The following is a 24,329-nucleotide window of genomic DNA, read 5'->3' as shown; positions in this document are numbered from 1 at the left end:
GGTGGGACCGGGTCAAGGCTTCTTCGCGGTCACCGCGCGGTAGGCGATCTCCGCCAGCCGTGCCTGGCCGTCCACACTCGGATGGAACCAGTCCCAGTGGCTCAACTGGTCGGTGCCGAACCGGAACTCGTGCACCGCCCCGCCGTCGGTGCGGCACCGCCGGTCCTTCGCGCAGACGTCCCGCAGCACCGCGTTGTAGTCCTCCACCCGGCCCCGCACGGTGTTGCGCCGCAGGGTCGCCGCCGAGTCCAGCGCGTCCGCGTCGCCCAGCATCGACGGGCAGATGCCCAGCTTCCACACCTGCTTGCCCAGCGGATTGGTGCGTCCCTGGGACCACAGCCGCTTCAGGTCCGGGATGCTCGCCACGAACACCTGCGCCTTCGGCAGCTTCTCGCGCAGGGTGCCCATGGCCTCCTCGAACTGGGCACGGAAGTCGGCCACCGACGTCATCGCCGAGGTCGTCGCCCGGCAGGCGTCGTTGGCCCCGACCATCACCGCGACCAGCTCCGGCTTCCGCGCCGCCGCCCGCTCCATCTGCGCCGTCAGATCGGCCATCCGGGCCCCGGTGACGGCGTAGTTCCAACTGTGCTCGGCCGCCTCCGCCTTCCCCAGGAGCCGTACGGCGAGGCTGTCGACCTCGGCGCTGCTCCCGGTGGCCCACGAGACCTCGGGGCAGTCCGACAGCACCGTGCACGCGTCGAAGCCGCGCGTGATGGAGTCGCCCACGGCGGCGACCGACTCCGGGCTGGTGTCCCACACCGGAGCGGGCTTCGTGCGCTTCGAAGCGGAGCCGGACGGGTCGGGGGCGCCGCCCACCGCGTCGCAGCCGGTCACGCCCACGACGGCCGCGGTCAGCACCGCGGCGGCGCGCACGGTGAGTGCGGCACGCGAACGGCGGCGGACGCGCCGCGTCGCCACCTCCCGCTCCGGGCCCTGCCCCATGTCGGTCCCACCCCTCGCCTCGTGCCACCAGTGTGCTCAACCCATGACACCGCGCGAGGGTTCCCGGGGGCGGCGATGCAACGTCTCACACCCGCACAAGCGTCCTGCCGGGTGAATGGCGGAGGTTTGTCGGCACCGGGACCGACGGTACGTCACACTCCACGTCCCGGCGCACGGTAGCCTCGCCATCAACGTGGCCCGACCGGCCGCGGGCCGTTCCACCTGTTCCGAGATGTCCCGCTCAGCCCGGAGGTTCCGGTGACGACACGTGGAGTCCTGTACGTGCACTCCGCGCCGCGCGCGCTGTGCCCGCACGTCGAGTGGGCCGTCGCCGGGGTGCTCGGCACGCGCGTCAGCCTGGACTGGATCCGGCAGCCGGCCGCGCCCGGCACCTGGCGTTCGGAGTTCTCGTGGCAGGGCCAGGCCGGCACCGCCTCCAAGCTCGCCTCCGCGCTGCGCGGCTGGCAACTGCTGCGCTTCGAGGTCACCGCGGAGCCGTCCGCGAACGCCGAGGGCGAACGCTACAGCTGCACCCCCCACCTCGGCATCTTCCACGCCGTCACCGGCATTCACGGCGACATCCTCGTCCCCGAGGACCGGCTGCGCGCAGCCCTGACCCGCTCCCGGCACGGCGAGAGCGACCTTGAGTCCGACATCGCCAAGCTCCTCGGCAAGCCCTGGGACGACGAGCTGGAGCCCTTCCGCTACGCCGGCGAGGGCGCCCCGGTGCGCTGGCTGCACCAGGTGGTCTGATCCGGGACGCCGTAGGAGTCATGGGAAAGGGCCCCACCGGTCGGTGGGGCCCTTTCAGGTACGTGCGATGGTGGCTCAGAACGTCCGGAACGCCAGCACCACGTTGTGGCCGCCGAAGCCGAACGAGTCGTTCAGCGCGGCGATCCGGCCCTCGACCGGCAGCTTCCGGGCCTCGCCGCGCACGATGTCGGCGTTGGCCTCGGCCTCCGGGTCGAGGTTGTCGACGTTGATCGTCGGCGGCGCCACCCGGTGGTACAGGGCGAGGACCGTCGCGACCGACTCCACGCCGCCCGCGCCACCGAGGAGGTGACCGGTCATCGACTTGGTGGCGGAGACCGCCATGTGGTCGACGTCGTCGCCGAGGACCTTGCGCAGCGCCTTCAGCTCGGCGATGTCACCGGCCGGCGTCGAGGTGGCGTGCGCGTTGACGTGCACGATCTCGGCCGGGTCCAGGTCGGAGCGGTCCAGCAGGTTCTGCAGGGCGTGCGAGATGCCGCGGCCCTCCGGTTCCGGCTGCACGATGTCGTGGCTGTCGGCGGAGACTCCCTGACCGACCGCCTCCGCGTAGACGCGGGCACCGCGCGCGGCGGCGTGCTCGGCGGACTCCAGGACGAGGACGCCGGCGCCCTCACCGAGGACGAAGCCGTCACGGCCCGTGTCGAAGGGACGCGAGGCGCCCTGCGGGTCGTCGTTGTTCTTGGACATCGCCATCATGTTGCCGAACGCGGCGATGGGCAGCGGGTGGATCGCCGCCTCCGTGCCACCCGCGACGACGACGTCGGCGCGGCCGGTGCGGATCATCTCGATGGCGTAGCCGATGGCCTCGGCACCCGACGCGCAGGCGGAGACCGGCGTGTGCACGCCCGCGCGGGCGCCCACGGCCAGACCCACGTTGGCGGAGGGGCCGTTCGGCATCAGCATGGGGACGGTGTGCGGGGAGACGCGGCGGACGCCCTTCTCCTTGAGCACGTCGTACTGGTCGAGCAGGGTCGTCACGCCGCCGATGCCGGAGGCGATGACGGCGCCGAGCCGGTCGGGGTCGACCGTGCCGCCCCCACCGGGCTCGCCGGCCTTGCCGGTGAAACCGGCGTCCTTCCAGGCCTCCTGCGCGGCGATCAGCGCGAACTGCGCCGAGCGGTCCAGCCGGCGGGCCTGCGGACGCGGGATGACCTCGGAAGGGTCGACGGCGGCCGGTGCGGCGATGCGGACGGCCTGGTCGGCGGCCCACTCCTGCTCCAGGGGCTTGGCGCCGGACTTGCCGGCGACCAGGCCCTCCCAGGTCGAGGCTGCGTCGCCACCCAGCGGTGTGGTTGCGCCGATACCGGTGACGACCACGGTGCGCTTGGTCGAGCTCACGGGAATTCTTTCTCCAACGGGATACGGATTCGTACGGCGCCACCGCCGGGTGGCGGGGCAGTCAGCCCAGAGTCAGTGACCGCAGGTCACTTCTGGTTCTTCAGGATGTACTCGGTCGCGTCGCCGACCGTCTTGAGGTTCTTGACGTCGTCGTCCGGGATCTTGACGTCGAAGCGCTCTTCGGCGGCGACGACGACCTCGACCATGGACAGCGAGTCGACGTCCAGGTCGTCGGTGAAGGACTTGTCCAGCTGGACGTCCTCAACCGGGATGCCGGCGATCTCGTTCACGATCTCCGCGAGACCGGCGACGATCTCTTCCTGAGTGGCGGCCATGGTGGCGCTCCTTCGTTGATGTTCCAGAGGGTGTGGCTCTTGTGTTCCGCTCCGGACCGCATGATCCGGCACGGAGTGCCTAGGGGAGGGTAACGACCGTCGCGGCGTAGACGAGACCCGCCCCGAAGCCGATGACGAGTGCGGTGTCGCCGCTCTTCGCCTCGCCGGTCGCCAGGAGCCGCTCCATCGCGAGCGGAATCGAGGCGGCCGAGGTGTTGCCGGTGGTGCGGACGTCACGGGCGACCATGACGTGCTCCGGCAGCTTCAGTGTCTTCACCATCGAGTCGATGATCCGCACATTGGCCTGGTGCGGGATGAAGACGTCCAGGTCGTCCGGGCTGATCCCGGCCGCGTCCAGCGCCTGCTGGGCGACCTTCGCCATCTCGAACACGGCCCAGCGGAACACCGCCTGGCCCTCCTGCGTGATCGCAGGAAACTTGACGTTGCCCTCCCTGTCGAGGGGCAGCTCGGAGACGTCGCCGATCCGGAAGCGGTCCCAGGGGACCGTCTGCTTGATCGTCTCGGACTTGTCGCCCTCGGAGCCCCAGACGGTCGGGCCGATCGCTGGCTCCTGCGAGGGGCCGACCACGACCGCGCCCGCGCCGTCACCGAAGAGGAAGGCCGTGGCCCGGTCCTCCAGGTCGGTCAGGTCGGAGAGCCGCTCCACGCCGATGACCAGGACGTACTCCGCGGAACCCTCGACGATCATGCCCTTGGCCAGCGTCAGACCGTAGCCGAAGCCCGCGCAGCCCGCCGAGATGTCGAAGGCGGCGGCCTTGTCCGTGCCGAGCTTGTCGGCGATCTCGGTGGCGACGGCCGGGGTCTGGCTGAAGTGCGACACGGTCGACACCACCACGGCGCCGACCTGCGAGGCGTCGATCCCGGCGTCCGCGATCGCCTTGCCGGACGCCTCGATCGACATCGCGGCGACGGTCTCCTCGGGACCCGCCCAGTGGCGCGTCTCGATGCCGGAACGCGAGCGGATCCACTCGTCGGACGAGTCGATCGTCTCGAGGATCACCTCGTTCGGCACGACCCGGGTCGGGCGGTAGCCGCCGACACCGAGGATGCGCGCGTACGGGGCGCCCTTGCTGGGCTTGATCTTCGACATGCTCTCGCGCTCCTTGTCAGGCCTGCTGGGCGTGCTCGGCGACGAGCTCACGGGCCGCGTCCAGGTCGGCGGGGGTCTTCAGGGCCAGCGTCTGCACACCGGGCAGCGCACGCTTGGCCAGGCCGGTCAGGGTGCCGCCGGGGCACACCTCGATCAGCGCGGTGACGCCGAGCTCCTGGAACGTCTCCATGCACCGGTCCCAGCGGACCGGGTTGGCGACCTGCCCGACCAGGCGCTCCAGCACCTCGGTGCCGGAGGCGACGGCCTGCCCGTCCTTGTTGGAGACGTACGTCACCTTCGGGTCGGCGGGCGTGAGCGCCTTCGCGGCCTCGGCGAGCTTGTCCACCGCTGGCGCCATGTGGTGCGTGTGGAAGGCGCCGGCCACCTTCAGAGGCACGACCTTGCGCACGCCCTCGGGCTTGTCCTCGTTCAGCGCGGCCAGCTGCTCCATGGTGCCGGCCGCCACGATCTGACCGGCGCCGTTCACGTTCGCCGGGGTGAGGCCGAGCTTCTCCAGGTGGGCGACGCTCACCTCGGGGTCGCCGCCGAGCAGCGCCGACATGCCGGTCTCCGTGACCGCGGCGGCCTCCGCCATGGCCAGGCCCCGCTTGCGTACGAGGGCCAGCGCGGCGGTGTCGTCGAGGACTCCGGCGAACGCGGAGGCGGTGATCTCGCCGACGCTGTGTCCGGCGACCGCTCCGGGCGCGATCTCGGAGATGTCACCGAGTGCCGCGGCGGACAGCAGGCCCGCGGCGACCAGCAGCGGCTGCGCGACGGACGTGTCACGGATCTCGTCCGCGTCGGCCTTGGTGCCGTAGTGGGCGAGGTCGAGTCCGATGGCCTCGGACCACGCGGCGACGCGGTCGGCGGCGCCGGGCAGGGCGAGCCAGTCAGTCAGGAAGCCGGGCGTCTGGGCGCCTTGGCCGGGAGCGACGAGTACGAGCACTCTCACACTCTCTCTTGAGGACGGGCGCGGCCGCCCGTGGGGACAGGGACGAAGAACACGAGGGGGTTTTGTAGGGGTCCGACAAAAGTTTAGAGTTGCGGATCTCCATCGGCCAGACGCCCCAGGATGAGCGCGATCCGCAGTGTGAACGCAGACCGTACATCAGACGGTGACCATCCGGTGACGTCAGTCACACGTCGGAGCCGGTAGCGCACGGTGTTCGGGTGAACGAAGAGCATCCGGGCGGCCCCTTCGAGGCTGCTCGCCTGTTCGAGATAGACGCTGAGTGTCTCCAGCAGTGCCGCGCCGGCTTCCTCCAGCGGTCTGTAGATCTCCTCCACCAACTGCACGCGGGCCGAAGGGTCGGAGGCGATCGCGCGCTCCGGCAGCAGATCGTCCGCCAGCACCGGGCGCGGGGCGTCCTGCCAGGCGGTGCAGGCCTTGAGGCCGGCGGCGGCGGCCTGCGCCGACCGGGTCGCGGCCAGCAGGTCGGGCACCACGGGACCGGCCACGACGGGCCCCTGCGCGAACGGCCCGATCAGCGACTTGGCCACGGCGAGCGGGTTGTCGCTGCCGCCCGCGATCACCACCAGCCGGTCCCCGAGCACCCCCGTCAGCACCTGGAGCTTGGCGTGCCGGGCCGCGCGCCGGATGGCCTCCACGGTCAGCTCGGAGTCCCCGTCGGGCGCGGTGCCCAGCACGACGCACACGTGCTCGGGCGAGTTCCAGCCCAGCGCGGCCGCCCGGGACACGGCTCCCTCGTCGGCCTCCCCACTGAGCACGGCGTTCACCACCAGTGACTCCAGCCGCGCGTCCCAGGCACCGCGTGCCTCGGCGGCCTGCGCGTACACCTGGGCGGTCGCGAAGGCGATCTCCCGGGCGTACACGAGCAGCGCCTCGCGCAGCATCGACTCGTCACCGGGCGCGGCGACCTCGTCGATGGCGGACTCCATCACCTCGATGGTGGTCCGCACCATCTCCACGGTCTGGCGCAGGGTGATCGCCCGGGTCAGCTCGCGCGGCGCGGTGCCGAAGACGTCGGTGGAGATGGCCTGCGGAGCGTCGGGGCGCCGGAACCACTCGGTGAAGGCGGCGATGCCCGCCTGGGCGACCAGCCCGATCCAGGAACGGTTCTCCGGTGGCATGGCCCGGTACCACGGCAGTGTCTCGTCCATGCGCGCGATGGCCTGCGCGGCGAGCGATCCGGAGGACTGCTCCAGCCGCTTGAGGGTCGCGGTGTGCGGATGGACGGCGCGCGCCGCGGGCTCTGGCTTGCTGGTTTCGGGTTCGGGCACGGGACAAGACTGCCTTATCGGGACGGACGCGTGTCGCCGGGGCCGTGCTCGACGGCTCGGACCCTCCTCGGGCACGCGGCGCGCCGCGACTACGGTGGACGACGTGATGGACGTACGGCGCGCCGGCGAGCGCTACCCCGGAGGCGACGCGGCGGCGGGCATCGAGTCGCGGCACGCCTTCTCCTTCGGCCCGCACTACGACCCCGACAACCTCCGGTTCGGGTCACTGATCGCCTGCAACGAGGAGCGCCTCGCGCCCGGCGCCGGCTTCGACGAACACCCGCACAGCCACACCGAGATCGTCACGTGGGTGGTGGAGGGCGAGCTGACCCACCGGGACACCGCGGGCCACGAGACGGTCGTCCGCGCCGGTGACGTCCAGCGCCTCAGCGCGGCGGGCGGCGTGCGCCACGTCGAGCGCAACGACGGCCCACTGCCCCTGACCTTCGTCCAGATGTGGCTGGCCCCGCGCGAGCCCGGCGGCGACCCCGCCTACGAGATCGTCCGCGGCATCGCCGACTCCACCCCGTACGCCGTCCCGGAGGCCGGCGCGATGCTCCACGTACGGCGGCTGGGGGCGGGGGAGCGGACGGCGGTGCCGGACGGGGCGTGCGTGTACGTGCACGTGGTGCGGGGCGAGGTGACGCTGGACGGGGAGGACCTGCGCCCCGGCGACGCCGCCCGCCTCACGGACGCCGAGGGCGTGGACGCGGTGGCGGGGGCGGCGTCCGGCGCGGAGCTGCTGGTGTGGGAGATGGCGGCTCGCTGACGCGGCGGGGACCGCGCGTCAGGTCAGCGGGTGTGTGAACGGACCCGCCGCCCTCTCGAGGGCCGCGAGGGTGATCTCCGGCCCTCGTGCTCCACGCCCCACCTCAGCCTTCAGCCCCGTGCCTGAGCCAGCACCGCGTCCGTGAAGGGCGGCCACACCTCGACCGCCCACGGCCCGAAGGCGCGGTCGGTGAGGGCGACGCAGGCGAGCCCGGTGTCCGGGTCGACCCACAGGAACGTGCCGGACTGGCCGAAGTGACCGAAGGTCCGCGGCGAGGACGACGCGCCCGTCCAGTGCGGGGACTTGGAGTCCCGGATCTCGAAGCCGAGGCCCCAGTCGTTGGGGTTCTGGTGGCCGTAGCCCGGCAGGACGCCCTTCGTGCCCGGGTACTGGACCGTCATCGCCTCGGCGACCGTGCGCGGGTCCAGCAGGCGCGGCGCCTGCACCTCGGCGGCGAAGCGCAGCAGGTCCTGGACCGTCGAGACCCCGTCCTTCGCCGGGGAGCCGTCGAGGGTGGTGTCCGTCATGCCCAGCGGTTCCAGCACCGCCTGCCGCGCGTACTCGGCGAACGGCATGTCCGCCGCCTTCGCGATGTGGTCGCCGAGCTGCTCGAAACCGGCGTTGGAGTAGAGCCGGCGCTCCCCGGGCGGGGCGGTCACCCGGTGCTCGTCGAAGGCCAGGCCCGAGGTGTGGGCGAGCAGGTGCCGGACCGTCGCCCCGGGCGGTCCCGCGGGCTCGTCCAGCTCGATCGCGCCCTCCTCGTACGCGACGAGGGCCGCGTACGCCGCGAGCGGCTTGGTGACCGAGGCGAGCGGGAAACGCTGCCCGGCGGGGCCGTGGGTCCCCAGGACCGTGCCGTCGGCGCGTACGACGCCCGCCGCGGCGGAGGGGACCGGCCAGTTCTCGATCAGCGCGAGGCTCTGCAAGGACATGGCGTCGAGCCTAAGCGCTCAGAGCGTCAGCTCCAGCAAGGGGTCGGGCTTGAGCTCGAAGCCCATCGAGACGTACATGGACTCGGCCTGCGCGGACGCGGTGAGGCGGACCCGTCGGGCGCCGTGCTCGCGGAACCACTCCAGCAGCGCCTCCATGCAGGCGCGCGCGTACCCGCGGCGGCGCGCGTCCGGATCGGTGGCGACGCTGAACACGTAGCCGTCGGTGCCCCGCGGGTTGCCCGCGCCGCCGATGCGGTAGTCGAGCGTGCCGGCCACCAGTGCCGCGAGCGACCCCGGGCGCTCCGGATGATCCACGACGAACGCGGCGAAGTCACCGTCCGGCCGGGCCAGCCTGGCGCGCAGCACGGGCAGGGACTCGGCGTGCCAGTCGGTGGAGGGCTCGGACCTGGCCAGCGAATCGATCATCACCTGACGCAGTCGGAGCACGTCCTCCGCGTCCTCGGGCAGCGCACGGCGTACGAGGGTCGTGCCGGGCATGCTAATCAGCCACGGCCCAGGGCGGCCGCCGGTTTTCCGCCGCTCACGCTTGCTTGGAGTGCACTCCAAGGTCATAGCGTGTGGCACATGACGGTGATGCAGACCACGGCCGGGACCCTCGCGCGGAACGCCACCAGCACGGACATCTGCTCCGCCCCGCCCCGGCGTCACCCGCGCCCCGACGGGCAGGACCGCTACACCATCAGCGAGGTCGTCGCCTTCACCGGGCTGACGGCCCACACCCTGCGCTGGTACGAGCGGATCGGTCTGATGTCCCACATCGACCGCTCGCACACCGGGCAGCGCCGTTACAGCAACCGCGACCTGGACTGGCTCGACTTCGTCGGCAAGCTCCGCATGACCGGCATGCCGGTCGCCGACATGGTGCGCTACGCCGAACTGGTGCGCGAGGGCGAGAGCACCTACCCCGACCGGCGACAACTGCTGGAGTCCACGCGCCGCGACGTGCTGGCGCGGATCGCCGAACTCCAGGACACCCTCGCCGTACTCGACCGGAAGATCAGCTTCTACGGGGACGCCGGACGTGCCCGTGAAACGGAGAGCACCTGATGACCGACAGCACCATCCCGACGGCGCGGCTCGGCGACGGCGGCCCCGAGGTGGGCGTCCAGGGCCTGGGCTGCATGGGCATGAGCTTCGCCTACGGCCCCACGGACGCCGACGCCTCGCGGGCCACCCTGGAGCGGGCACTCGAACTCGGCGTCACCCTCTACGACACCGCGGACGCCTACGGAGCGGGGGAGAACGAGCGGTTCCTGTCGCCGTTCGTCAAGGCCCACCGCGACGAGGTGGTCATCGCGACGAAGTTCGCCCTGTCCATCCCGCCGGACGACCCGACGAAGCGGATCATCCGCAACGACGAGCCGTACATCCGCCAGGCCGTCGAGGCGAGCCTGCGCCGCCTGGACGTCGACGTGATCGACCTCTACTACATGCACCGCCGCGACGTGAACGTGCCGATCGAGGAGACCGTCGCCGTCATGGCCGACCTCGTGCGCGAGGGCAAGGTCAAGCACCTCGGGCTGAGCGAGGTGACCGGCGACGAGCTGCGGGCCGCACAGGCGGTGCACCCGATCGCGGCCGTGCAGTCGGAGTGGTCGCTGTTCAGCCGGGACATCGAGGCGGGCGTGGTACCGGCGGCCCGCGAACTGGGCGCGGCCCTCGTCGCGTACTCGCCGCTCGGCCGGGGGTTCCTCACGGGATCCTTCGCCGACGCGGAGCAGGATCTGACGGTCGGCGACTTCCGCCGTCAGCAACCTCGCTTCACCGGCGACAACGCGGCGGCCAACGCCGCGCTCCTCGCCCCGGTCCGCACGGTCGCCGAGGCCCACCGCGCCACCCTGGGCCAGATCGCCCTGGCCTGGGCCCAGCAGCGGGCGGAGGTGCACGGCCTGCCGGTGATCCCGATCCCGGGCACCCGGAAGCCGACGCGGGTGGAGGAGAACACGGGGGCGACGCGGATCGTCCTGACGGACGACGAGCTGTCCCTGCTGGAGCCCATCGCGGGCAAGGTCGCGGGCGACCGCTACGCGGACATGACGTTCACTTCCGCCGGACGGGAGTAGACGCGTCACAGTTCCGCCAGCAACTCAGCCTTCTTCGAAGAGAACTCCTCGTCCGTCACCAGCCCCGCCTGATGCAGCTCCCCCAGGTGCCGTATCCGCTCCGCGATGTCCGCCGGATCCCGCCGGGCCGCCGGCACCGGAACCGGCACCGGGGCGTCCGCGCCCCGTTCCCGCACCGCCGCCAGCACCGCGGCGGCGAACGGCAGCGACTCGTGCACCGGCCCGTACCCGAGCCCGAACACGACCGCCGCGGGATCCTGGTCGGCCTGCGCAACAGCCGGTGCGACCGAGGCGGACGCGTCCCGCGGCAGCAACCGCAGGTACCCCTCGAACAGCTCGGGGGAGCGCCACTCCACCCCGCCGAGGTCGGCGACCGGGAAGCTCTGGTCGCCGGCCTTCCACTTCGCCGACGACGCGCCCGTCCAGGACCACCGGAAGGACACCGACGTGCCGTCGAAGGACGCCTTCCCGTCGTACGCCTTGAAGTGCAGCGGTGCCTCGGGCGCGGCCACCAGGTACCGCTCGGTCTTGCCGGACTCGCTCAGCAGTCCCCGCAGCTCGTCGGCGTAGTACTCCGCGAGCGTCTCCCGCTCGGCGGGCAGCACCAGGCGGTACGGGTCGCCGCTCTCCTTGAGCTGCCCGGCCGCCGCCTCCATCAGCGGGTCGGCACCCGGGCGCGGCTCGGCGCGCAGCACCACGGTGCCGCGTCTGCCCGGCGTGAGCGTCACGCCGGCGAGCGCTTCCAGGGGTACGCGGCGTTCCCCCAGGGCCTGGAACAGCTTGGGTGTTCGAATCCCCCGTTCGTAGCGGATGAGCACGGAGTCGGACTCGAACTCCCAGGCGGCATGAAATCCGGCCAGTACGTCACCCATGCGGCTCATCGTATGCGGCACGAGCTCTTCCGTCCCCTCCCCGTGCAAACCGGAGTATCTGCACCTCTACGCGCGTCAGGCGGCCGCCGCTTCGGACAAACCCGCCCGGCATGTGCCGTTCTCACCGGCGCAGGCGACCGTGCGGTACGCGCCGACGCCGATTTCCGCGAAGTTCCGCAGGCTCTCCGTGCCCGGCACGAAGTAGCCGCTGTGTCCCTGGGCGCCCCGCGCGGACAGCACCCGCGCTCCGAACCCCGCGGACACCGGGTCGGCACCGTGCCCGAGGCCGCCGACCTCCATGTACGGCACCTCCTGGATCCAGTCGTCGGCGTCCCGCATCGCCCACACGCGGGCGGAGGTGCCCAGGTGGGCTGCCTTCTCGACGCGCATGCCGGGGCTGCCGGCCACCGCTATGTCGGTCACCCGGCCGGGCAGTCCGCCGGCGGCGAGGCCGCAGACCACCGATCCGTAGCTGTGGCAGAAGAGGGAGACCGGTCCCCGGCCGGGAAGCGCCCGCAGCAGGGCGTTCAGCCGGACGGCCCCGATTTCGGCGCGGGTCGCCGTGGCGGCCTCCATGCCGAGGCCGCTGGGGGAGGTGTAGTCGGCCCAGGCGATCACGGCCGTACGCGTGCCCGGGCTCGCCCTGTGCTCGGCCGCGTACAGGGACTCGCCCATGCCTGCGGGCGCCGAGTACTTGCGGACGGTGCGCTGGAAGGTGAGCAGCTCGGTGTCCACGCCGGGCACTACGACGGACACCCGGTCGGCGCGGTTCAGGTTCCCGAACACCTCGGCGACCTTGCCCGAGCCCGCCGGGTCGAAGGCGAGGATGCGGCGGTCCGGGGCCAGCAGCGAGTCGTAGCGTTGGGCGCGTCGGCCCGCCTCGCGCTGTCCGGACAAGGACAGGCGCTCGTCGTGCATCCGCAGTCGCTCCACCGCGCGCGCCTTGCGCAGCGCCGCGCGGTTGGCGAGGTAGCGCAGTTCGACGGGGGCGCCGTTCATGTTGCCGACGGCGAGGGGGTAGCGGCGGGCCAGGCTCCGCCGTTGCCAGTCCGAGAGCGAGGCGAAGAAGCGGGCCAGCCGGGCCGGGGCCGCCTGCGCGTCGGGCAGCCGGCGGCCGTCGATCCGGCCGTGCTCCCAGGCCGTGACCGACGCTTCGAGCGCCGCGGGCCCCCGCTGGTTGCGCAGGGCGGTCCAGCCGGTGGTCGCCAGCATCACGAACACCACGGCCAGGGCGAGCAGTGCGCGCCAGACGTTGAGCTGTGGGGAGGTGTCGAAGGAAGTCACTGGGAGGACACACTAGGAGAACGAGACGGTCTCGCGTGAATCCAGTGACACGGATCACGTTTCGATCTCCCGCTACGGGGATGGGTCCGTCCGTCCGGCGCCGGGGGCGCCGCGCCAGTCGCCGGTGAGCGCGGGCACCACGTGATCGAGGTAGGCGGTGGTCAGTTCGCGCAGCGCCGCGAGCCCGCCGTCGTCCCGGGTCGACCAGATCCGTTCGGTGACCCGCATGACCGCTCCGAAGACGGCCACGACCACGCGTGGCCGGGGGTCGGCGTCGACGTCGACGTTCTCGCGGTGGGCGACGACGCGGGCGATCTCCTCCTCCAGCTCCGTCGCACGCCGCAGGTGTGCGGCGAGCAGGGCCGGCGTCGACTCGATCACCCGGTAGAACCGCATGTGCAGCTCGAGCGGGACGAGCTGTTCGACGGCCTCCCCGATCGTGTCCCAGGTCTCGACGAGGGCCTGCCGCATCGCGTCCAGCGGCGCCTCCTCGGGCGGCCGACGGCGTACGGCGTCGACGAAGTGCGACTCCGCGAGCCGGGACACGAAGAAGGCCGCCTCCTCCTTGCTGGCGAAGTAGCGGAAGAAGGTGCGCTGCGAGACCTCGGCCGCCTCCGCGATGTCGTCCACGGTCGTCGCCTCGTAGCCCCGCTCGGTGAACAGCTCGAGGGCGGAGCGCAGCAGGGTGTCCCGGGTGCGCTGCTTCTTCCGCTCGCGCAGCCCCTGCGCGGGTGCCGTCTCCACCGTCTTCAAGAGGTCGCTCCTCGGGCTCGCTCCGGCGTGTCGCCGCGCGGTCGTCTCCGCAGTTCAGGCTAGCCGCAGATGACGGGTCAGTTACCGACCGGGGAAACCGTTTGTCAACTGTCAGCGGCTGTCATTAGCCTCGCCGGTATGACTAGTCAGACCACCATCGACAAGGCGGAGCCGGGGGACGGACCGTCGGCCCCGGCGCCGGCCACGGGGCTGCGCGGCCACCCATGGGTCACCCTCGTCACCGTCGCGGTCGGGGTCATGATGGTGGCCCTCGACGGCACCATCGTGGCCATCGCCAACCCGGCCATCGGCAAGGACCTGGGCGCCAGCTGGTCCGAGCTGCAGTGGATCACCAACGCCTACTTCCTCGCCCTCGCGGTCTCCCTGATCACCGCGGGCAAGCTCGGTGACCGCTTCGGCCACCGGCAGACCTTCCTCATCGGCGTGGCAGGCTTCGCCGCCTCCTCCGGTGCGATCGGGCTCTCCGACAGCATCGCCGCGGTCATCGTCTTCCGCGTCTGCCAGGGCCTGTTCGGCGCCCTGCTGATGCCGGCCGCGCTCGGCCTGCTGCGGGCCACCTTCCCGGCCGAGAAGCTCAACATGGCCATCGGCATCTGGGGCATGGTGATCGGCGCCTCCACCGCGGGCGGCCCGATCCTGGGCGGTGTGCTGGTGGAGCACGTCAACTGGCAGTCGGTGTTCTTCATCAACGTGCCGGTCGGCATCCTCGCCGTGGTGCTCGGCGTACTGATCCTCCTGGACCACCGGGCCGAGAACGCCCCGCGCTCCTTCGACGTCGTCGGCATCGTCCTGCTGTCCGCCTCGATGTTCTGCCTGGTGTGGGCGCTCATCAAGGCGCCCGAGTGGGGCTGGGGTGACGGTCGGACCTGGCTGTTCATCGCCGTGTCGGTGGTGGGCTTCGCCCTCTTCTCCTTGTGGGAGACCAAGGTGAAGGAGCCGCTGATCCCGCTGGCGATGTTCCGTTCGGTGCCGCTGTCGGCGGGTGTCGTCCTGATGGTCCTGATGGCCATCGCCTTCATGGGCGGCCTGTTCTTCGTGACGTTCTACCTCCAGAACGTGCACGGCATGAGCCCGGTCGACGCCGGCCTGCACCTGCTGCCGCTCACGGCCATGATGATCGTCGCCTCGCCGCTGGCCGGTGCGATGATCACCAAGTTCGGCCCGCGCGTGCCGCTCGCGGGAGGCATGGTGTGCACCGCGACCGCCATGTACGGCATGTCCACGCTCGGGACGGACACCGGCAGCGTGGCGATGTCCGTCTGGTTCGCGCTGCTCGGTCTCGGTCTCGCACCGGTCATGGTGGGCGCCACCGAGGTCATCGTGGGCAACGCCCCGATGGAGCTGTCGGGCGTCGCGGGCGGCCTCCAGCAGGCGGCGATGCAGATCGGCGGCAGCCTGGGTACGGCGGTCCTGGGTGCCGTGATGGCCTCCAAGGTCGACAGCGACCTCGCTGGGAACTGGACGGACGCGGGCCTGCCCGCGCTCACGCCGGCCCAGGAGGAGCTGACGGCCCAGGCCGTGCAGCAGGGGATCGCACCGGTGCCCGAGGGGACCCCGGAGCAGATCGCCGCGAAGATCACCGACGTCGCGCACGACACCTTCGTCTCCGGCATGAGCCTGGCGTCGCTCGTGGCCGCCGGTGTCGCGGCCGTGGCCGTGCTGGTCGCCTTCCTCACCAAGCGCGGTGAGAACGCCGAGGCCGGTGCGGGCGTGGGCCACATCTGAGGAAGTCCGGTCCGTTCCCGGCCGTGTTCGCCTATCCGGGTGACAGGGCCGGGGAACCCTCCCCTCCGGTCGACCTCGCAGGTCACAGTGGGTCAAGTCCTCCGCAGGGCACGGAGGGCGAGATGCTGCGGCGCGCTGCTGGAGGGGGGCAGCGCGCAGGCAGCACGTTCGCGGCAGGCGTGAGCCGCCGTTCGGGGGTACCTGAACTCCACGAGGGGTTCAGGGAGTTGATGATGGCGACCTTCGGCACCGGATCGCGCAGGCACCCCCGCTCACGTGGCCGGACGTGGTCACGGACCGGGCCGGATCGCGCGACCCTCGCCGTCGTCGGACTCGGCTGCGCGATCGCCGGCTTCTTCGCGCTGGGGATCGTCCTCGGTCCCGCCGCGATCGTCTGCGGCCGTGATCGCTCTGGTCCTGGGCGCCATCGACACGGTCCTGGCCGTCCTGTGGCTCATCGGAGCGGCGCCCTCGGGTCACGGCATCCTCTGACCTCCGTCCCCTCGGGGAGCCCCGCGCCTGCGCTACTCCCCAGTGGCGGAGGCAGAGCTTCGGGCAGGGGCGGGGCCGGGCACGGACGCGGGAGCGGGGACAAGGCCGGGGGCCGCCGTCCCCCTCAGCTCCGCGACCTCCACCCGCAAAGCCCGGACCTCCTGCGCCAGTGCCTCGATCGCCTCGGTCTGCCGCCGCTCCTCCACGTCGTCCTTCTCGAACCGCGCGATGAACCACGCCGCGATGTTCGCCGTCACCACACCGAGCAACGCGATGCCGGACAGCATCAGCCCGACGGCCAGCAACCGCCCCAGCCCGGTCGTCGGCGCGTGGTCCCCGTACCCCACGGTCGTCATCGTCGTGAACGACCACCAGACCGCGTCCCCCAGCGTGCGGATGTTCCCGCCGGGCGCGTCCCGCTCGACGGACAGCACCGCGAGCGAACCGAACATCAGCAACCCCACCACAGCCCCGGCGACATACGTCGTCAGCCGGATCTGCGTGGCCATCCGCGCGCGCCGCCCGACCAGCAGCACGGTCGAGACCAGGCGCAGCAGCCGCAGCGGCTGGAGCAGCGGCAGCAACACCGCGCACAGGTCCAGCCAGTGCGTGCGGACGAACCGCTTGCGGTCCCCGGTGAGTCTCAGCCGCACCAGGTAGTCCACCGCGAACGCTCCCCACACCAGCCACTCCGCCACCGCGCACGCGCGGGTCAGGGGGCCGCTCGCGGAGCTGTTCACGATGGGCACCGCGTACGCCACGGCGAAGAGCACGGCCAGCGCCAGCAGCGGCCGCTGGGTGCGCCGCTCCCACCGCTCCTGTGCCGTCCGCCCCTCGAGACCCTCGTCCGTGACGTCCTTCTCCGTACGCGTCATGGCCGCATCGTAAGGAGGCCGTGGAACGGCCGGGGCGGCGGAGCCGAAACCCCACCGCCCCGACCGCCGCCGTGTACGTGCCTACGCGTCGCCGCCCGCGACCCCCGGGTCGGCCGCCGCCACGTCGAGCAGCCGGTACCGGTCGATCGCCTGCTTCAGGACCGATCGGTCGACCTTTCCCTCCCGCGCCAGCTCGCTCAGCACCCCGACCACGATCGACTCCGCGTCGATGTGGAAGAAGCGCCGGGCGGCCCCGCGCGTGTCCGCGAAGCCCCAGCCGTCCGCGCCCAGCGACTGGTACGTCCCCGGCACCCAGCGCGCGATCTGGTCCGGCACCGACCGCATCCAGTCCGACACGGCCACGAACGGCCCCTGTGATCCGGCCAGTTTCCGCGTCACGTAGGGCACCTGCTGCTCCTCCTCGGGATGCAGCAGGTTGTGCTCCTCGCACGCCACCGCGTCGCGCCGCAGCTCGTTCCAGGAGGTCGCCGACCAGACGTGGGCGCGCACGTTCCACTCCTCGGCGAGGATCCGCTGCGCCTCGACCGCCCACGGCACCGCGACCCCGGAGGCCAAGATCTGTGCCGGGATCGAACCGTCCGTCGCCTCACTGAAGAGGTAGACACCCTTGAGGATGCCCTCGACGTCCACGTTCTCCGGCTCGGCCGGGTGCTGGATCGGCTCGTTGTAGACGGTGAGGTAGTAGAAGACGTCCTCGCCGTGAGGGTGCTCCTCGTCCGCGCCGTACATCCGCCGCAGCCCGTCCTTGACGATGTGCGCGATCTCGAAGCCGAAGGCGGGGTCGTACGCCACGCACGCCGGGTTGGTCGAGGCCAGCAGCTGCGAGTGGCCGTCCGCGTGCTGCAGGCCCTCGCCGGTCAGCGTCGTACGCCCCGCGGTCGCGCCCAGCACGAAACCGCGCGCCAGCTGGTCGCCCATCTGCCAGAACTGGTCGCCGGTCCGCTGGAAACCGAACATCGAGTAGAAGACGTAGACCGGGATGAGTGGTTCGCCGTGCGTGGCGTACGCCGAACCGGCCGCGATCAGCGAGGCGGCGCAGCCGGCCTCCGAGATGCCGTCGTGCAGCATCTGCCCGTTCGGCGCCTCCTTGTAGGCGAGCAGCAGGTCCCGGTCCACGGACTCGTACTGCTGCCCGAGCGGGTTGTAGATCTTCGCGCTCGGGAAGAACGAGTCCATGCCGAACGTGCGGTACTCGTCCGGCGCGATCAGCACGAACCGCTTGCCGATTTCCTTGTCCCGCAGGAGGTCCTTGAGCAGTCGCACGAACGCCATGGTCGTCGCGATGGACTGCTGGCCCGACCCCTTCTTCACGGTCGCGTACGTCCGTTCCTCCGGCATCGGGAGCGGCTTGGAGCGCACGACCCGGGTCGGCACGTAGCCGCCGAGACTCACCCGGCGGTCGTGCATGTACTGCATCTCCTCCGTGTCCCGGCCCGGGTGGTAGTACGGCGGCGGACCGGACTCCAGCTCCTTGTCGGAGATCGGCAGGTGCAGCCGGTCGCGGAAGCGCTTGAGGTCGTCGACCGTCAGCTTCTTCATCTGGTGCGTGGCGTTGCGACCCTCGAAGTTCGGCCCGAGCGTCCAGCCCTTGATCGTCTTGGCGAGGATGACGGTCGGCTGGCCCTTGTGCTCCAGCGCCGCCTTGTACGCCGCGTAGATCTTCCGGTGGTCGTGACCGCCGCGCCCCAGGTGCAGGATCTGGTCGTCGGTCATGTTCTCGACCATCGCGCGCAGTCGGTGGTCGTCGCCGAAGAAGTGCTCGCGGATGTAGGCGCCGGACTCGGTGGCGTACGTCTGGAACTGGCCGTCCGGGGTGGTGTTCATGCGGTTGACCAGCACGCCGTCGCGGTCCTGGGCGAGCAGCGGGTCCCAGGTGCGGTCCCACACCAGCTTGATGACGTTCCAGCCGGCGCCCCGGAAGACCGACTCCAGCTCCTGGATGATCTTCCCGTTGCCGCGCACCGGGCCGTCGAGGCGCTGGAGGTTGCAGTTGACCACGAAGGTCAGGTTGTCCAGGCCCTCGCGGGCGGCGATGGACAGCTGGCCCAGCGACTCGGGCTCGTCCATCTCGCCGTCGCCGAGGAACGCCCACACGTGCGACCTCGAGGTGTCCGCGATGCCGCGGGCCTGCATGTAGCGGTTCATCCGCGCCTGGTAGATCGCGCCGATCGGGCCGAGGCCCATCGACACCGTCGGGAACTCCCAGAAGTCCGGCATCGACCGCGGGTGCGGGTACGACGACAGCATGTACGGCGCCTTGGACTTCTCCTGCCGGAAGCCGTCCAGGTGCTGCTCGGTCAGCCGGTCCAGCAGGTAGGCACGGGCGTAGATGCCCGGTGAGGCGTGCCCCTGGAAGAAGACCTGGTCGCCGCCGTCGCCCCCGTCCTTGCCCCGGAAGAAGTGGTTGAAGCCCACGTCGTACAGGGACGCCGAGGAGGCGAAGGTCGCGATGTGGCCGCCGACACCGATGCCGGGCCGCTGGGCGCGCGAGACCATCACGGCGGCGTTCCACCGGGTGGCGTTGAGGATCTTGCGCTCGATCTCCTCGTTGCCGGGGAAGAACGGCTCGCTCTTGGTCGGGATGGTGTTGACGTAGTCCGTGCTGCGCATCTCGGGCACGGCCACGCGCTTCTCGCGGGCCCGCTCGATCAGCCGCAGCATCAGGTAGCGGGCCCGCTCCCGGCCGCGCTCGTCGACGGCGGCGTCGAGGGAGTCGAGCCACTCCTGCGTCTCCTCCGGGTCGAAGTCAGGGACCTGACTCGGGAGGCCGCCAATGATGATCGGACTGCGATCACTGCGATCGGATGCGGATGCCACGCTGTTCCTTCGCTGTCGGAGGGCCACTTTGCCGGATGCTGCCTGATGCCGGATGCTGCCTGTGTCTGCGCCGATTCCCCGCCGGAACCCCATCGTGTACCTCGAGGGGGCAAACGTCATCTGTACCGTGGGGTAACCGGTTCCCCCATGGGAGCCGGGGCACGTTCATTCGAGTCTCGTACCCACACATGGTTGCCAAATACGCAAACAGGGCAGATAGGTGTGGTGTACGTCACCTTCGGTCTGGACGGCATGGCTGGAGTTGCGGCGACACAGCCGGGATCGTCACCGTTTCGGCGGTCCCAGTCGCCGGGTACTTGCGCGATCCGTCCCGCCCGTGTGGACTACGGCCAAGCTTCGCGCACGCGCGTGGCTGAAGACATCTACCGAAACATGATCAGGAGGCAACCCGTGAGCGCGACCGCGGACCACGCGGAGGAGCGGACTAACCCTGCCGCCAGGCTGGGTTTCCAGCCCGGGCAGGTGGTCCAGGAGATCGGCTACGACGACGACGTCGACCAGGAGCTCCGCGAGGCCATTGAGAGCGCCGTCGAGGGCGAGCTGGTGGACGAGGACTACGAGGACGTGGCCGACGCCGTCGTGCTGTGGTTCCGTGACGACGACGGCGACCTGACGGATGCGCTGGTGGATGCCACCACGTACATCGAAGAGGGCGGGTCGATCCTCCTTCTGACGCCGAAGACCGGCCGTCCGGGGTACGTCGAGGCCAGCGACATCTCGGAGGCTTCGACGACGGCCGGACTGACGGCGTCCAAGAGCGTCAGCGTCGGAAAGGACTGGAGCGGCAGCCGGCTGGCGACGCCCAAGGCGGCCAAGTCCAAGCGGTAGCCGACCGGGCTCCGCATCACCGGGCCCCGGACGGGCCGGCCGCCGTCGGCCCGTCCGCGGGTCCGCGATGACCCCTGCGTAGGGTGTTTCCAGCGAACCACCCTTCGAAGGGACGAACAGGACATGACGATCCAGGTCGGCGACAAGGCCCCCGACTTCGAACTCAAGGACAATCACGGCGCGACCGTCCGGCTGTCCGACTTCCGCGGCCGGCAGAACGTGGTGCTGCTCTTCTACCCGTTCGCCTTCACCGGCGTGTGCACCGGCGAGCTGTGCGAGGTACGCGACAACCTGCCGCAGTTCTCCGACCGCGACACCCAGGTGCTCGCCGTCTCCAACGACTCCATCCACACCCTGCGCGTCTTCGCCGAGCAGGAGGGCCTGGAATACCCCCTGCTGTCCGACTTCTGGCCGCACGGCGACGTCTCGCGCGCCTACGGCGTCTTCGACGAGGACAAGGGCTGCGCCGTCCGCGGCACCTTCATCATCGACCGGGAGGGCGTCGTCCGCTGGACCGTCGTCAACGGCCTGCCGGACGCCCGCGACCTGACCGAGTACGTGAAGGCGCTCGACACCCTGTGACCGCCGGCCTGTGACCGGCACGGTGTGAACCGACACCTTGCGGTCTGTAGGCCGCAGGGCCTGCGGGGGGCGGGAACCCGTCACTAGGATCGAATCGTTGATCCGATATCCACGCACTACGGGGCTTCCCGCCCCTGGACACCAATGGAGGACTCGTGGGAGTCAGCCTCAGCAAGGGCGGCAACGTATCGCTGACCAAGGAGGCCCCCGGCCTCACCGCGGTCATCGTCGGTCTGGGGTGGGACATCCGCACCACGACCGGTACCGACTTCGACCTCGACGCCAGCGCCCTGCTGCTGAACAGTGGCGGCAAGGTCGCCAGCGACGCGCACTTCATCTTCTTCAACAACCTGAAGAGCCCGGACGGCTCGGTCGAGCACACCGGCGACAACCTCACCGGTGAGGGCGAGGGCGACGACGAGCAGATCAAGATCGACCTGGCCAACGTCCCCGCCGACATCGAGAAGATCGTCTTCCCGGTCTCGATCTACGACGCCGAGAACCGCCAGCAGTCCTTCGGTCAGGTCCGCAACGCGTTCATCCGCGTCGTCAACCAGGCCGGCGGCGCCGAGATCGCCCGGTACGACCTCAGCGAGGACGCCTCCACGGAGACCGCCATGGTCTTCGGCGAGCTGTACCGGCACGGCGCCGAGTGGAAGTTCCGCGCCATCGGCCAGGGCTACGCGTCCGGCCTGCGTGGCATCGCCCAGGACTTCGGCGTCAACGTCTGAGCGACCTGCACCGCCGGGGCGTGAGCCTCGACAGTCCGGCGCCGCACGGTTTACGTGCGGCGCCGGACGCGCAGGAAACCCGAGAACCATCACCCGGGGAGGGATCACCATGGGCGTCACGCTCGCCAAGGGAGGCAACGTCTCCCTGTCCAAGGCCGCACCGAACCTCACGCAGGTACTGGTCGGGCTCGGCTGGGACGCGCGTTCCACCACCGGAGCACCCTTCGACCTCGACGCCAGCGCCCTGGCGTGCGGCGGCGGCCGGGTGCTCGGCGACGAATGGTTCGTCTTCTACAACCAGCTCAAGAGCCCGGACGGCTCGATCGAGCACACCGGCGACAACCTCACCGGCGAGGGGGACGGTGACGACGAGTCGGTGCTGGTCGACCTCTCCGCGGTGCCCGACCGGTGCGACAAGATCGTCTTCCCGGTCTCGATCCACCTGGCCGACGAGCGCGGCCAGACCTTCGGCCAGGTCAGCAACGCCTTCATCCGGGTCGTCAACCAGGCCGACGGCCAGGAACTCGCCCGCTACGACCTCAGCGAGGACGCCTCCACGGAGACCGCGATGATCTTCGGAGAGCTCTACCGCCACCAGGGCGAGTGGAAGTTCCGTGCGGTCGGACAGGGGTACGCGTCGGGGCTGCGCGGCATCGCTCTAGACTTCGGAGTCAACGTTTCGTAAAGCCGCGTACGGCGCGGGGGAGCCCCGTACACACACGATTGGGTAGCCAGTGGTTCTGAAAACCTTCGGGTGGTCGTTCGCGGTCACCGCGCTCGGCCTGGTGGCCGCGATCTTCTACGGGGGGTGGGCCGCCTTCGGAGTGGTGGCGATCCTGTCCATCCTGGAGATCTCGCTGTCCTTCGACAACGCGGTGGTCAACGCCGGGATCCTGAAGAAGATGAATGCCTTCTGGCAGAAGATCTTCCTCACCATCGGCATCCTGATCGCCGTCTTCGGCATGCGCCTGGTCTTCCCGGTCGTCATCGTCGCCGTCAGCGCGTCCCTCGGCCCGATCGAGGCCGTCGACCTCGCCCTCACCGACCAGGACCGCTACCAGGAACTGGTGACCGACGCCCACCCGTCGATCGCCGCCTTCGGTGGCATGTTCCTCCTGATGATCTTCCTCGACTTCATCTTCGAGGACCGTGACATCAAGTGGCTGGGCTGGCTGGAGCGCCCGCTGGCCAAGCTGGGCAAGGTCGACATGCTGTCGGTCTGCATCGCCCTGATCGTGCTGCTGGTCTCCGCCATCACCTTCGGTGCCCACGCCCACCAGCACGGCGGCACCCACGCCGACAAGGCGGAAACGGTCCTGCTCTCCGGTATCGCCGGTCTGATCACCTATCTGGTCGTCGGCGGCCTCTCCGGCTTCTTCGAGGACAAGCTCGAGGAGGAGGAGGAGCGCGAGCACGAGGCCGAGGAGGCGGCCGAACGCGCGGGCAAGCCCAAGTCGGCCGTCAAGCTGGCCGGCAAGGCGGCGTTCTTCATGTTCCTCTACCTGGAGGTATTGGACGCGTCGTTCTCCTTCGACGGCGTCATCGGCGCCTTCGCCATCACCAACGACATCGTCCTGATGGCCCTGGGTCTGGGCATCGGCGCCATGTACGTCCGTTCGCTCACGGTCTACCTGGTCCGCGAGGGCACCCTCGACGACTACGTCTACCTGGAGCACGGCGCCCACTACGCCATCGGCGCCCTGGCGATCGTCCTCCTGGTGACCATCCGGTACGAGATCAACGAGTTCATCACCGGCATGATCGGTGTCGTCCTGATCGGCGCCTCCTTCTGGTCCTCGGTCCGCCGCAACAAGCGGCTCGCCGCGGCCGGGGGAGAAGGCGGCAAGGAGAGGGCGGAAGTCTCCTCCGGGGTGTGAAACCCTTCTGTTCCCGGGCCGGGCTCGCTCCCGGTGCGCCCGCACCTCTGGTGTGAACACGGCCCGGGTGAGGGAACGCTCTGTGCGGGGCGGCCGACGAGGACGACTCCTCGGAGCCGCCCCGTCGGCGGTCCGCGGCGGGTGCGAGTGAACGTGGGGGCGGAAATGGGCTTCTTGGACGGTCTGAGGCGCGGTCGCGAGTCCGAGTTCGACTCGGGCAGCGCGGCGACCAACTCCATCCAGCTGACCAAACGGCACAGCCAGGTCTCCCTGACCAAGCAGGGCGCGGCGACCGGCAACCTCCGCATCAACCTCTCCTGGCGGATGCGGACCTCGGACATCATGGGCACCCAGCGCGAGAGCCTGCTGCGCCACCCCTTCAAGGCGCTCAAGCCGCCCGAGGTCGTCGGCCACAGCCGAAGCATGGTCAACGTCGACCTCGACCTCGGCTGTCTCTACGAACTCCAGGACGGCACCCGCGGGGTCGTCCAGCCGCTCGGCGGCTTCCTGGGCGACGTCAACGGCCCGCCGTACGTCAAGCTCAGCGGCGACGACCGGTTCGGCTCGGCATCCGGCGAGACGATATACGTCAACCTGGACCACAAGGACGCCATCAAGCGTCTGCTGCTGTTCGCCTACATCTACGACCAGACCCCGGCCTTCGACCGCACGCACGCCATCGTGACGCTCTACCCGAGCAACGGGCCCCGCATCGAGATAGGCCTCGACGAGCGCCATCCCCAGGCCCGGTCCTGTGCAGTCCTGATGATCGAGAACGTCAAGGACGAGATCCTCGTCCGCCGCGAGGTGAAGTTCGTGTACGGCTTCCAGGGGGAGCTGGACCGGCTCTACGGGTGGGGCCTGCAATGGGGCCGTGGGCACAAGAGCAAGGCGGAGCGGTAGGACT

At 70.6% G+C, this 24,329-nt stretch carries 24 protein-coding genes and 1 pseudogene; 12 read left to right on the top strand and 13 right to left on the bottom strand.

Going from position 1 to position 24,329, the window contains the following annotated elements:
* Positions 1–12 precede the first annotated feature (12 nt).
* Positions 13–942, bottom strand: a complete 930-nt coding sequence (locus tag IE142_RS00940) for an SGNH/GDSL hydrolase family protein (protein ID WP_191883922.1) — start codon at positions 940–942, stop codon at positions 13–15.
* A 258-nt stretch (positions 943–1,200) separates the two neighbouring features.
* Between IE142_RS00940 and IE142_RS00935 the strand changes: the two genes are divergently transcribed.
* Positions 1,201–1,695, top strand: a complete 495-nt coding sequence (locus IE142_RS00935; RefSeq protein WP_191883921.1) for a DUF3145 domain-containing protein — start codon at positions 1,201–1,203, stop codon at positions 1,693–1,695.
* Positions 1,696–1,770: 75 nt separating this feature from the next.
* On the opposite strand, the gene IE142_RS00930 is transcribed toward IE142_RS00935, so the two are convergent.
* From IE142_RS00930 to fasR, 5 genes are all read right to left on the bottom strand, one after another.
* A complete protein-coding gene (locus IE142_RS00930; protein WP_191883920.1) occupies positions 1,771–3,051 on the bottom strand; it encodes a beta-ketoacyl-[acyl-carrier-protein] synthase family protein in 1,281 nt (426 codons plus the stop codon).
* A gap of 86 nt (positions 3,052–3,137) precedes the next feature.
* Entirely contained in the window at positions 3,138–3,386 is a 249-nt protein-coding gene (locus IE142_RS00925) for an acyl carrier protein (protein ID WP_043373398.1), read from the bottom strand.
* A gap of 79 nt (positions 3,387–3,465) precedes the next feature.
* Positions 3,466–4,497, bottom strand: a complete 1,032-nt coding sequence (locus IE142_RS00920; protein WP_191883919.1) for a ketoacyl-ACP synthase III — start codon at positions 4,495–4,497, stop codon at positions 3,466–3,468.
* Positions 4,498–4,513: 16 nt separating this feature from the next.
* Positions 4,514–5,443, bottom strand: coding sequence for an ACP S-malonyltransferase (locus IE142_RS00915; RefSeq protein WP_191883918.1), 930 nt, complete (start codon positions 5,441–5,443; stop codon positions 4,514–4,516).
* An 89-nt stretch (positions 5,444–5,532) separates the two neighbouring features.
* Positions 5,533–6,738 (bottom strand): fatty acid biosynthesis transcriptional regulator FasR, encoded by a 1,206-nt coding sequence (gene fasR / locus IE142_RS00910; protein ID WP_043373405.1) that lies wholly within the window; start codon positions 6,736–6,738, stop codon positions 5,533–5,535.
* Positions 6,739–6,844: 106 nt separating this feature from the next.
* Here fasR and IE142_RS00905 point away from each other — a divergent pair, with 106 nt between their 5' ends.
* Entirely contained in the window at positions 6,845–7,507 is a 663-nt protein-coding gene (locus tag IE142_RS00905) for a pirin family protein (protein ID WP_191884414.1), read from the top strand.
* Between the two features lie 110 nt (positions 7,508–7,617).
* On the opposite strand, the gene IE142_RS00900 is transcribed toward IE142_RS00905, so the two are convergent.
* Together IE142_RS00900 and IE142_RS00895 are read right to left on the bottom strand one after the other, a co-directional pair.
* Positions 7,618–8,439: a serine hydrolase domain-containing protein gene (locus IE142_RS00900; protein WP_191883917.1), complete on the bottom strand. Its 822-nt coding sequence runs from the start codon at positions 8,437–8,439 to the stop codon at positions 7,618–7,620.
* An 18-nt stretch (positions 8,440–8,457) separates the two neighbouring features.
* Entirely contained in the window at positions 8,458–8,937 is a 480-nt protein-coding gene (locus IE142_RS00895; RefSeq protein ID WP_191883916.1) for a GNAT family N-acetyltransferase, read from the bottom strand.
* 87 nt (positions 8,938–9,024) lie between these two features.
* Here IE142_RS00895 and IE142_RS00890 point away from each other — a divergent pair, with 87 nt between their 5' ends.
* Both IE142_RS00890 and IE142_RS00885 read left to right on the top strand, forming a co-directional pair.
* Positions 9,025–9,507 carry a MerR family transcriptional regulator gene (locus IE142_RS00890; RefSeq protein WP_191883915.1) on the top strand — a complete coding sequence of 161 codons (483 nt, stop codon included), beginning with the start codon at positions 9,025–9,027 and terminating at the stop codon, positions 9,505–9,507.
* Entirely contained in the window at positions 9,507–10,523 is a 1,017-nt protein-coding gene (locus IE142_RS00885) for an aldo/keto reductase (RefSeq protein ID WP_191883914.1), read from the top strand. Before IE142_RS00890 ends, IE142_RS00885 begins: the two co-directional genes overlap by 1 nt.
* Before the next feature lie 5 nt (positions 10,524–10,528).
* Here the strand turns inward: IE142_RS00885 and IE142_RS00880 are convergent, their stop codons facing one another.
* The 3 genes from IE142_RS00880 to IE142_RS00870 form a co-directional block, all read right to left on the bottom strand.
* On the bottom strand, positions 10,529–11,395 hold the full coding sequence (locus tag IE142_RS00880) for a DUF4429 domain-containing protein (protein ID WP_191883913.1): 867 nt from the start codon (positions 11,393–11,395) through the stop codon (positions 10,529–10,531).
* Positions 11,396–11,470: 75 nt separating this feature from the next.
* Complete coding sequence (locus tag IE142_RS00875) at positions 11,471–12,679, bottom strand: alpha/beta hydrolase (protein WP_043373422.1); 1,209 nt, start codon at positions 12,677–12,679, stop codon at positions 11,471–11,473.
* Positions 12,680–12,751: 72 nt separating this feature from the next.
* Positions 12,752–13,432: a TetR family transcriptional regulator gene (locus IE142_RS00870; RefSeq protein WP_370466218.1), complete on the bottom strand. Its 681-nt coding sequence runs from the start codon at positions 13,430–13,432 to the stop codon at positions 12,752–12,754.
* A 138-nt stretch (positions 13,433–13,570) separates the two neighbouring features.
* Here IE142_RS00870 and IE142_RS00865 point away from each other — a divergent pair, with 138 nt between their 5' ends.
* Together IE142_RS00865 and IE142_RS00860 are read left to right on the top strand one after the other, a co-directional pair.
* On the top strand, positions 13,571–15,178 hold the full coding sequence (locus IE142_RS00865) for an MFS transporter (protein WP_191883912.1): 1,608 nt from the start codon (positions 13,571–13,573) through the stop codon (positions 15,176–15,178).
* A gap of 230 nt (positions 15,179–15,408) precedes the next feature.
* A pseudogene (locus IE142_RS00860) lies at positions 15,409–15,670 on the top strand (small hydrophobic protein).
* Between the two features lie 32 nt (positions 15,671–15,702).
* On the opposite strand, the gene IE142_RS00855 reads toward IE142_RS00860, so the two are convergent.
* Entirely contained in the window at positions 15,703–16,545 is an 843-nt protein-coding gene (locus IE142_RS00855; RefSeq protein WP_191883911.1) for a potassium channel family protein, read from the bottom strand.
* Between the two features lie 81 nt (positions 16,546–16,626).
* Complete coding sequence (gene aceE, locus IE142_RS00850; RefSeq protein WP_191883910.1) at positions 16,627–19,383, bottom strand: pyruvate dehydrogenase (acetyl-transferring), homodimeric type; 2,757 nt, start codon at positions 19,381–19,383, stop codon at positions 16,627–16,629.
* 411 nt (positions 19,384–19,794) lie between these two features.
* On the opposite strand from aceE, the gene IE142_RS00845 reads away from it, so the two are divergent.
* The 6 genes from IE142_RS00845 (at position 19,795) to IE142_RS00820 (ending at position 24,325) form a co-directional block, all read left to right on the top strand.
* Positions 19,795–20,232 (top strand): DUF3052 domain-containing protein, encoded by a 438-nt coding sequence (locus IE142_RS00845; RefSeq protein WP_043373435.1) that lies wholly within the window; start codon positions 19,795–19,797, stop codon positions 20,230–20,232.
* 123 nt (positions 20,233–20,355) lie between these two features.
* On the top strand, positions 20,356–20,814 hold the full coding sequence (locus IE142_RS00840) for a peroxiredoxin (protein WP_191883909.1): 459 nt from the start codon (positions 20,356–20,358) through the stop codon (positions 20,812–20,814).
* Between the two features lie 155 nt (positions 20,815–20,969).
* Positions 20,970–21,545 (top strand): calcium homeostasis/redox stress adaptation protein, encoded by a 576-nt coding sequence (locus tag IE142_RS00835; protein WP_043373440.1) that lies wholly within the window; start codon positions 20,970–20,972, stop codon positions 21,543–21,545.
* A 109-nt stretch (positions 21,546–21,654) separates the two neighbouring features.
* Complete coding sequence (locus IE142_RS00830) at positions 21,655–22,230, top strand: TerD family protein (protein WP_191883908.1); 576 nt, start codon at positions 21,655–21,657, stop codon at positions 22,228–22,230.
* Positions 22,231–22,279: 49 nt separating this feature from the next.
* Complete coding sequence (locus IE142_RS00825; RefSeq protein WP_191883907.1) at positions 22,280–23,422, top strand: DUF475 domain-containing protein; 1,143 nt, start codon at positions 22,280–22,282, stop codon at positions 23,420–23,422.
* A gap of 165 nt (positions 23,423–23,587) precedes the next feature.
* Positions 23,588–24,325 (top strand): TerD family protein, encoded by a 738-nt coding sequence (locus IE142_RS00820; RefSeq protein ID WP_191883906.1) that lies wholly within the window; start codon positions 23,588–23,590, stop codon positions 24,323–24,325.
* Positions 24,326–24,329 lie beyond the last annotated feature (4 nt).

The organism is Streptomyces mutabilis, from assembly GCF_014649815.1.
GTDB lineage: Bacteria > Actinomycetota > Actinomycetes > Streptomycetales > Streptomycetaceae > Streptomyces > Streptomyces mutabilis.
This window is presented reverse-complemented; position numbering and strand designations above follow the sequence as displayed.

What these genes read in the sequence shown, in the direction of transcription:
- IE142_RS00940 (WP_191883922.1), bottom strand. Translation starts at nt 942, where the DNA reads ATGGGGCAGGGCCCGGAGCGGGAGGTGGCGACGCGGCGCGTCCGCCGC.
- IE142_RS00925 (WP_043373398.1), bottom strand. Translation starts at nt 3,386, where the DNA reads ATGGCCGCCACTCAGGAAGAGATCGTCGCCGGTCTCGCGGAGATCGTG.
- IE142_RS00920 (WP_191883919.1), bottom strand. Translation starts at nt 4,497, where the DNA reads ATGTCGAAGATCAAGCCCAGCAAGGGCGCCCCGTACGCGCGCATCCTC.
- IE142_RS00905 (WP_191884414.1), top strand. Translation starts at nt 6,845, where the DNA reads ATGGACGTACGGCGCGCCGGCGAGCGCTACCCCGGAGGCGACGCGGCG.
- IE142_RS00900 (WP_191883917.1), bottom strand. Translation starts at nt 8,439, where the DNA reads ATGTCCTTGCAGAGCCTCGCGCTGATCGAGAACTGGCCGGTCCCCTCC.
- IE142_RS00895 (WP_191883916.1), bottom strand. Translation starts at nt 8,937, where the DNA reads ATGCCCGGCACGACCCTCGTACGCCGTGCGCTGCCCGAGGACGCGGAG.
- IE142_RS00890 (WP_191883915.1), top strand. Translation starts at nt 9,025, where the DNA reads ATGACGGTGATGCAGACCACGGCCGGGACCCTCGCGCGGAACGCCACC.
- IE142_RS00885 (WP_191883914.1), top strand. Translation starts at nt 9,507, where the DNA reads ATGACCGACAGCACCATCCCGACGGCGCGGCTCGGCGACGGCGGCCCC.
- IE142_RS00880 (WP_191883913.1), bottom strand. Translation starts at nt 11,395, where the DNA reads ATGGGTGACGTACTGGCCGGATTTCATGCCGCCTGGGAGTTCGAGTCC.
- IE142_RS00865 (WP_191883912.1), top strand. Translation starts at nt 13,571, where the DNA reads ATGACTAGTCAGACCACCATCGACAAGGCGGAGCCGGGGGACGGACCG.
- IE142_RS00855 (WP_191883911.1), bottom strand. Translation starts at nt 16,545, where the DNA reads ATGACGCGTACGGAGAAGGACGTCACGGACGAGGGTCTCGAGGGGCGG.
- IE142_RS00840 (WP_191883909.1), top strand. Translation starts at nt 20,356, where the DNA reads ATGACGATCCAGGTCGGCGACAAGGCCCCCGACTTCGAACTCAAGGAC.
- IE142_RS00830 (WP_191883908.1), top strand. Translation starts at nt 21,655, where the DNA reads ATGGGCGTCACGCTCGCCAAGGGAGGCAACGTCTCCCTGTCCAAGGCC.
- IE142_RS00820 (WP_191883906.1), top strand. Translation starts at nt 23,588, where the DNA reads ATGGGCTTCTTGGACGGTCTGAGGCGCGGTCGCGAGTCCGAGTTCGAC.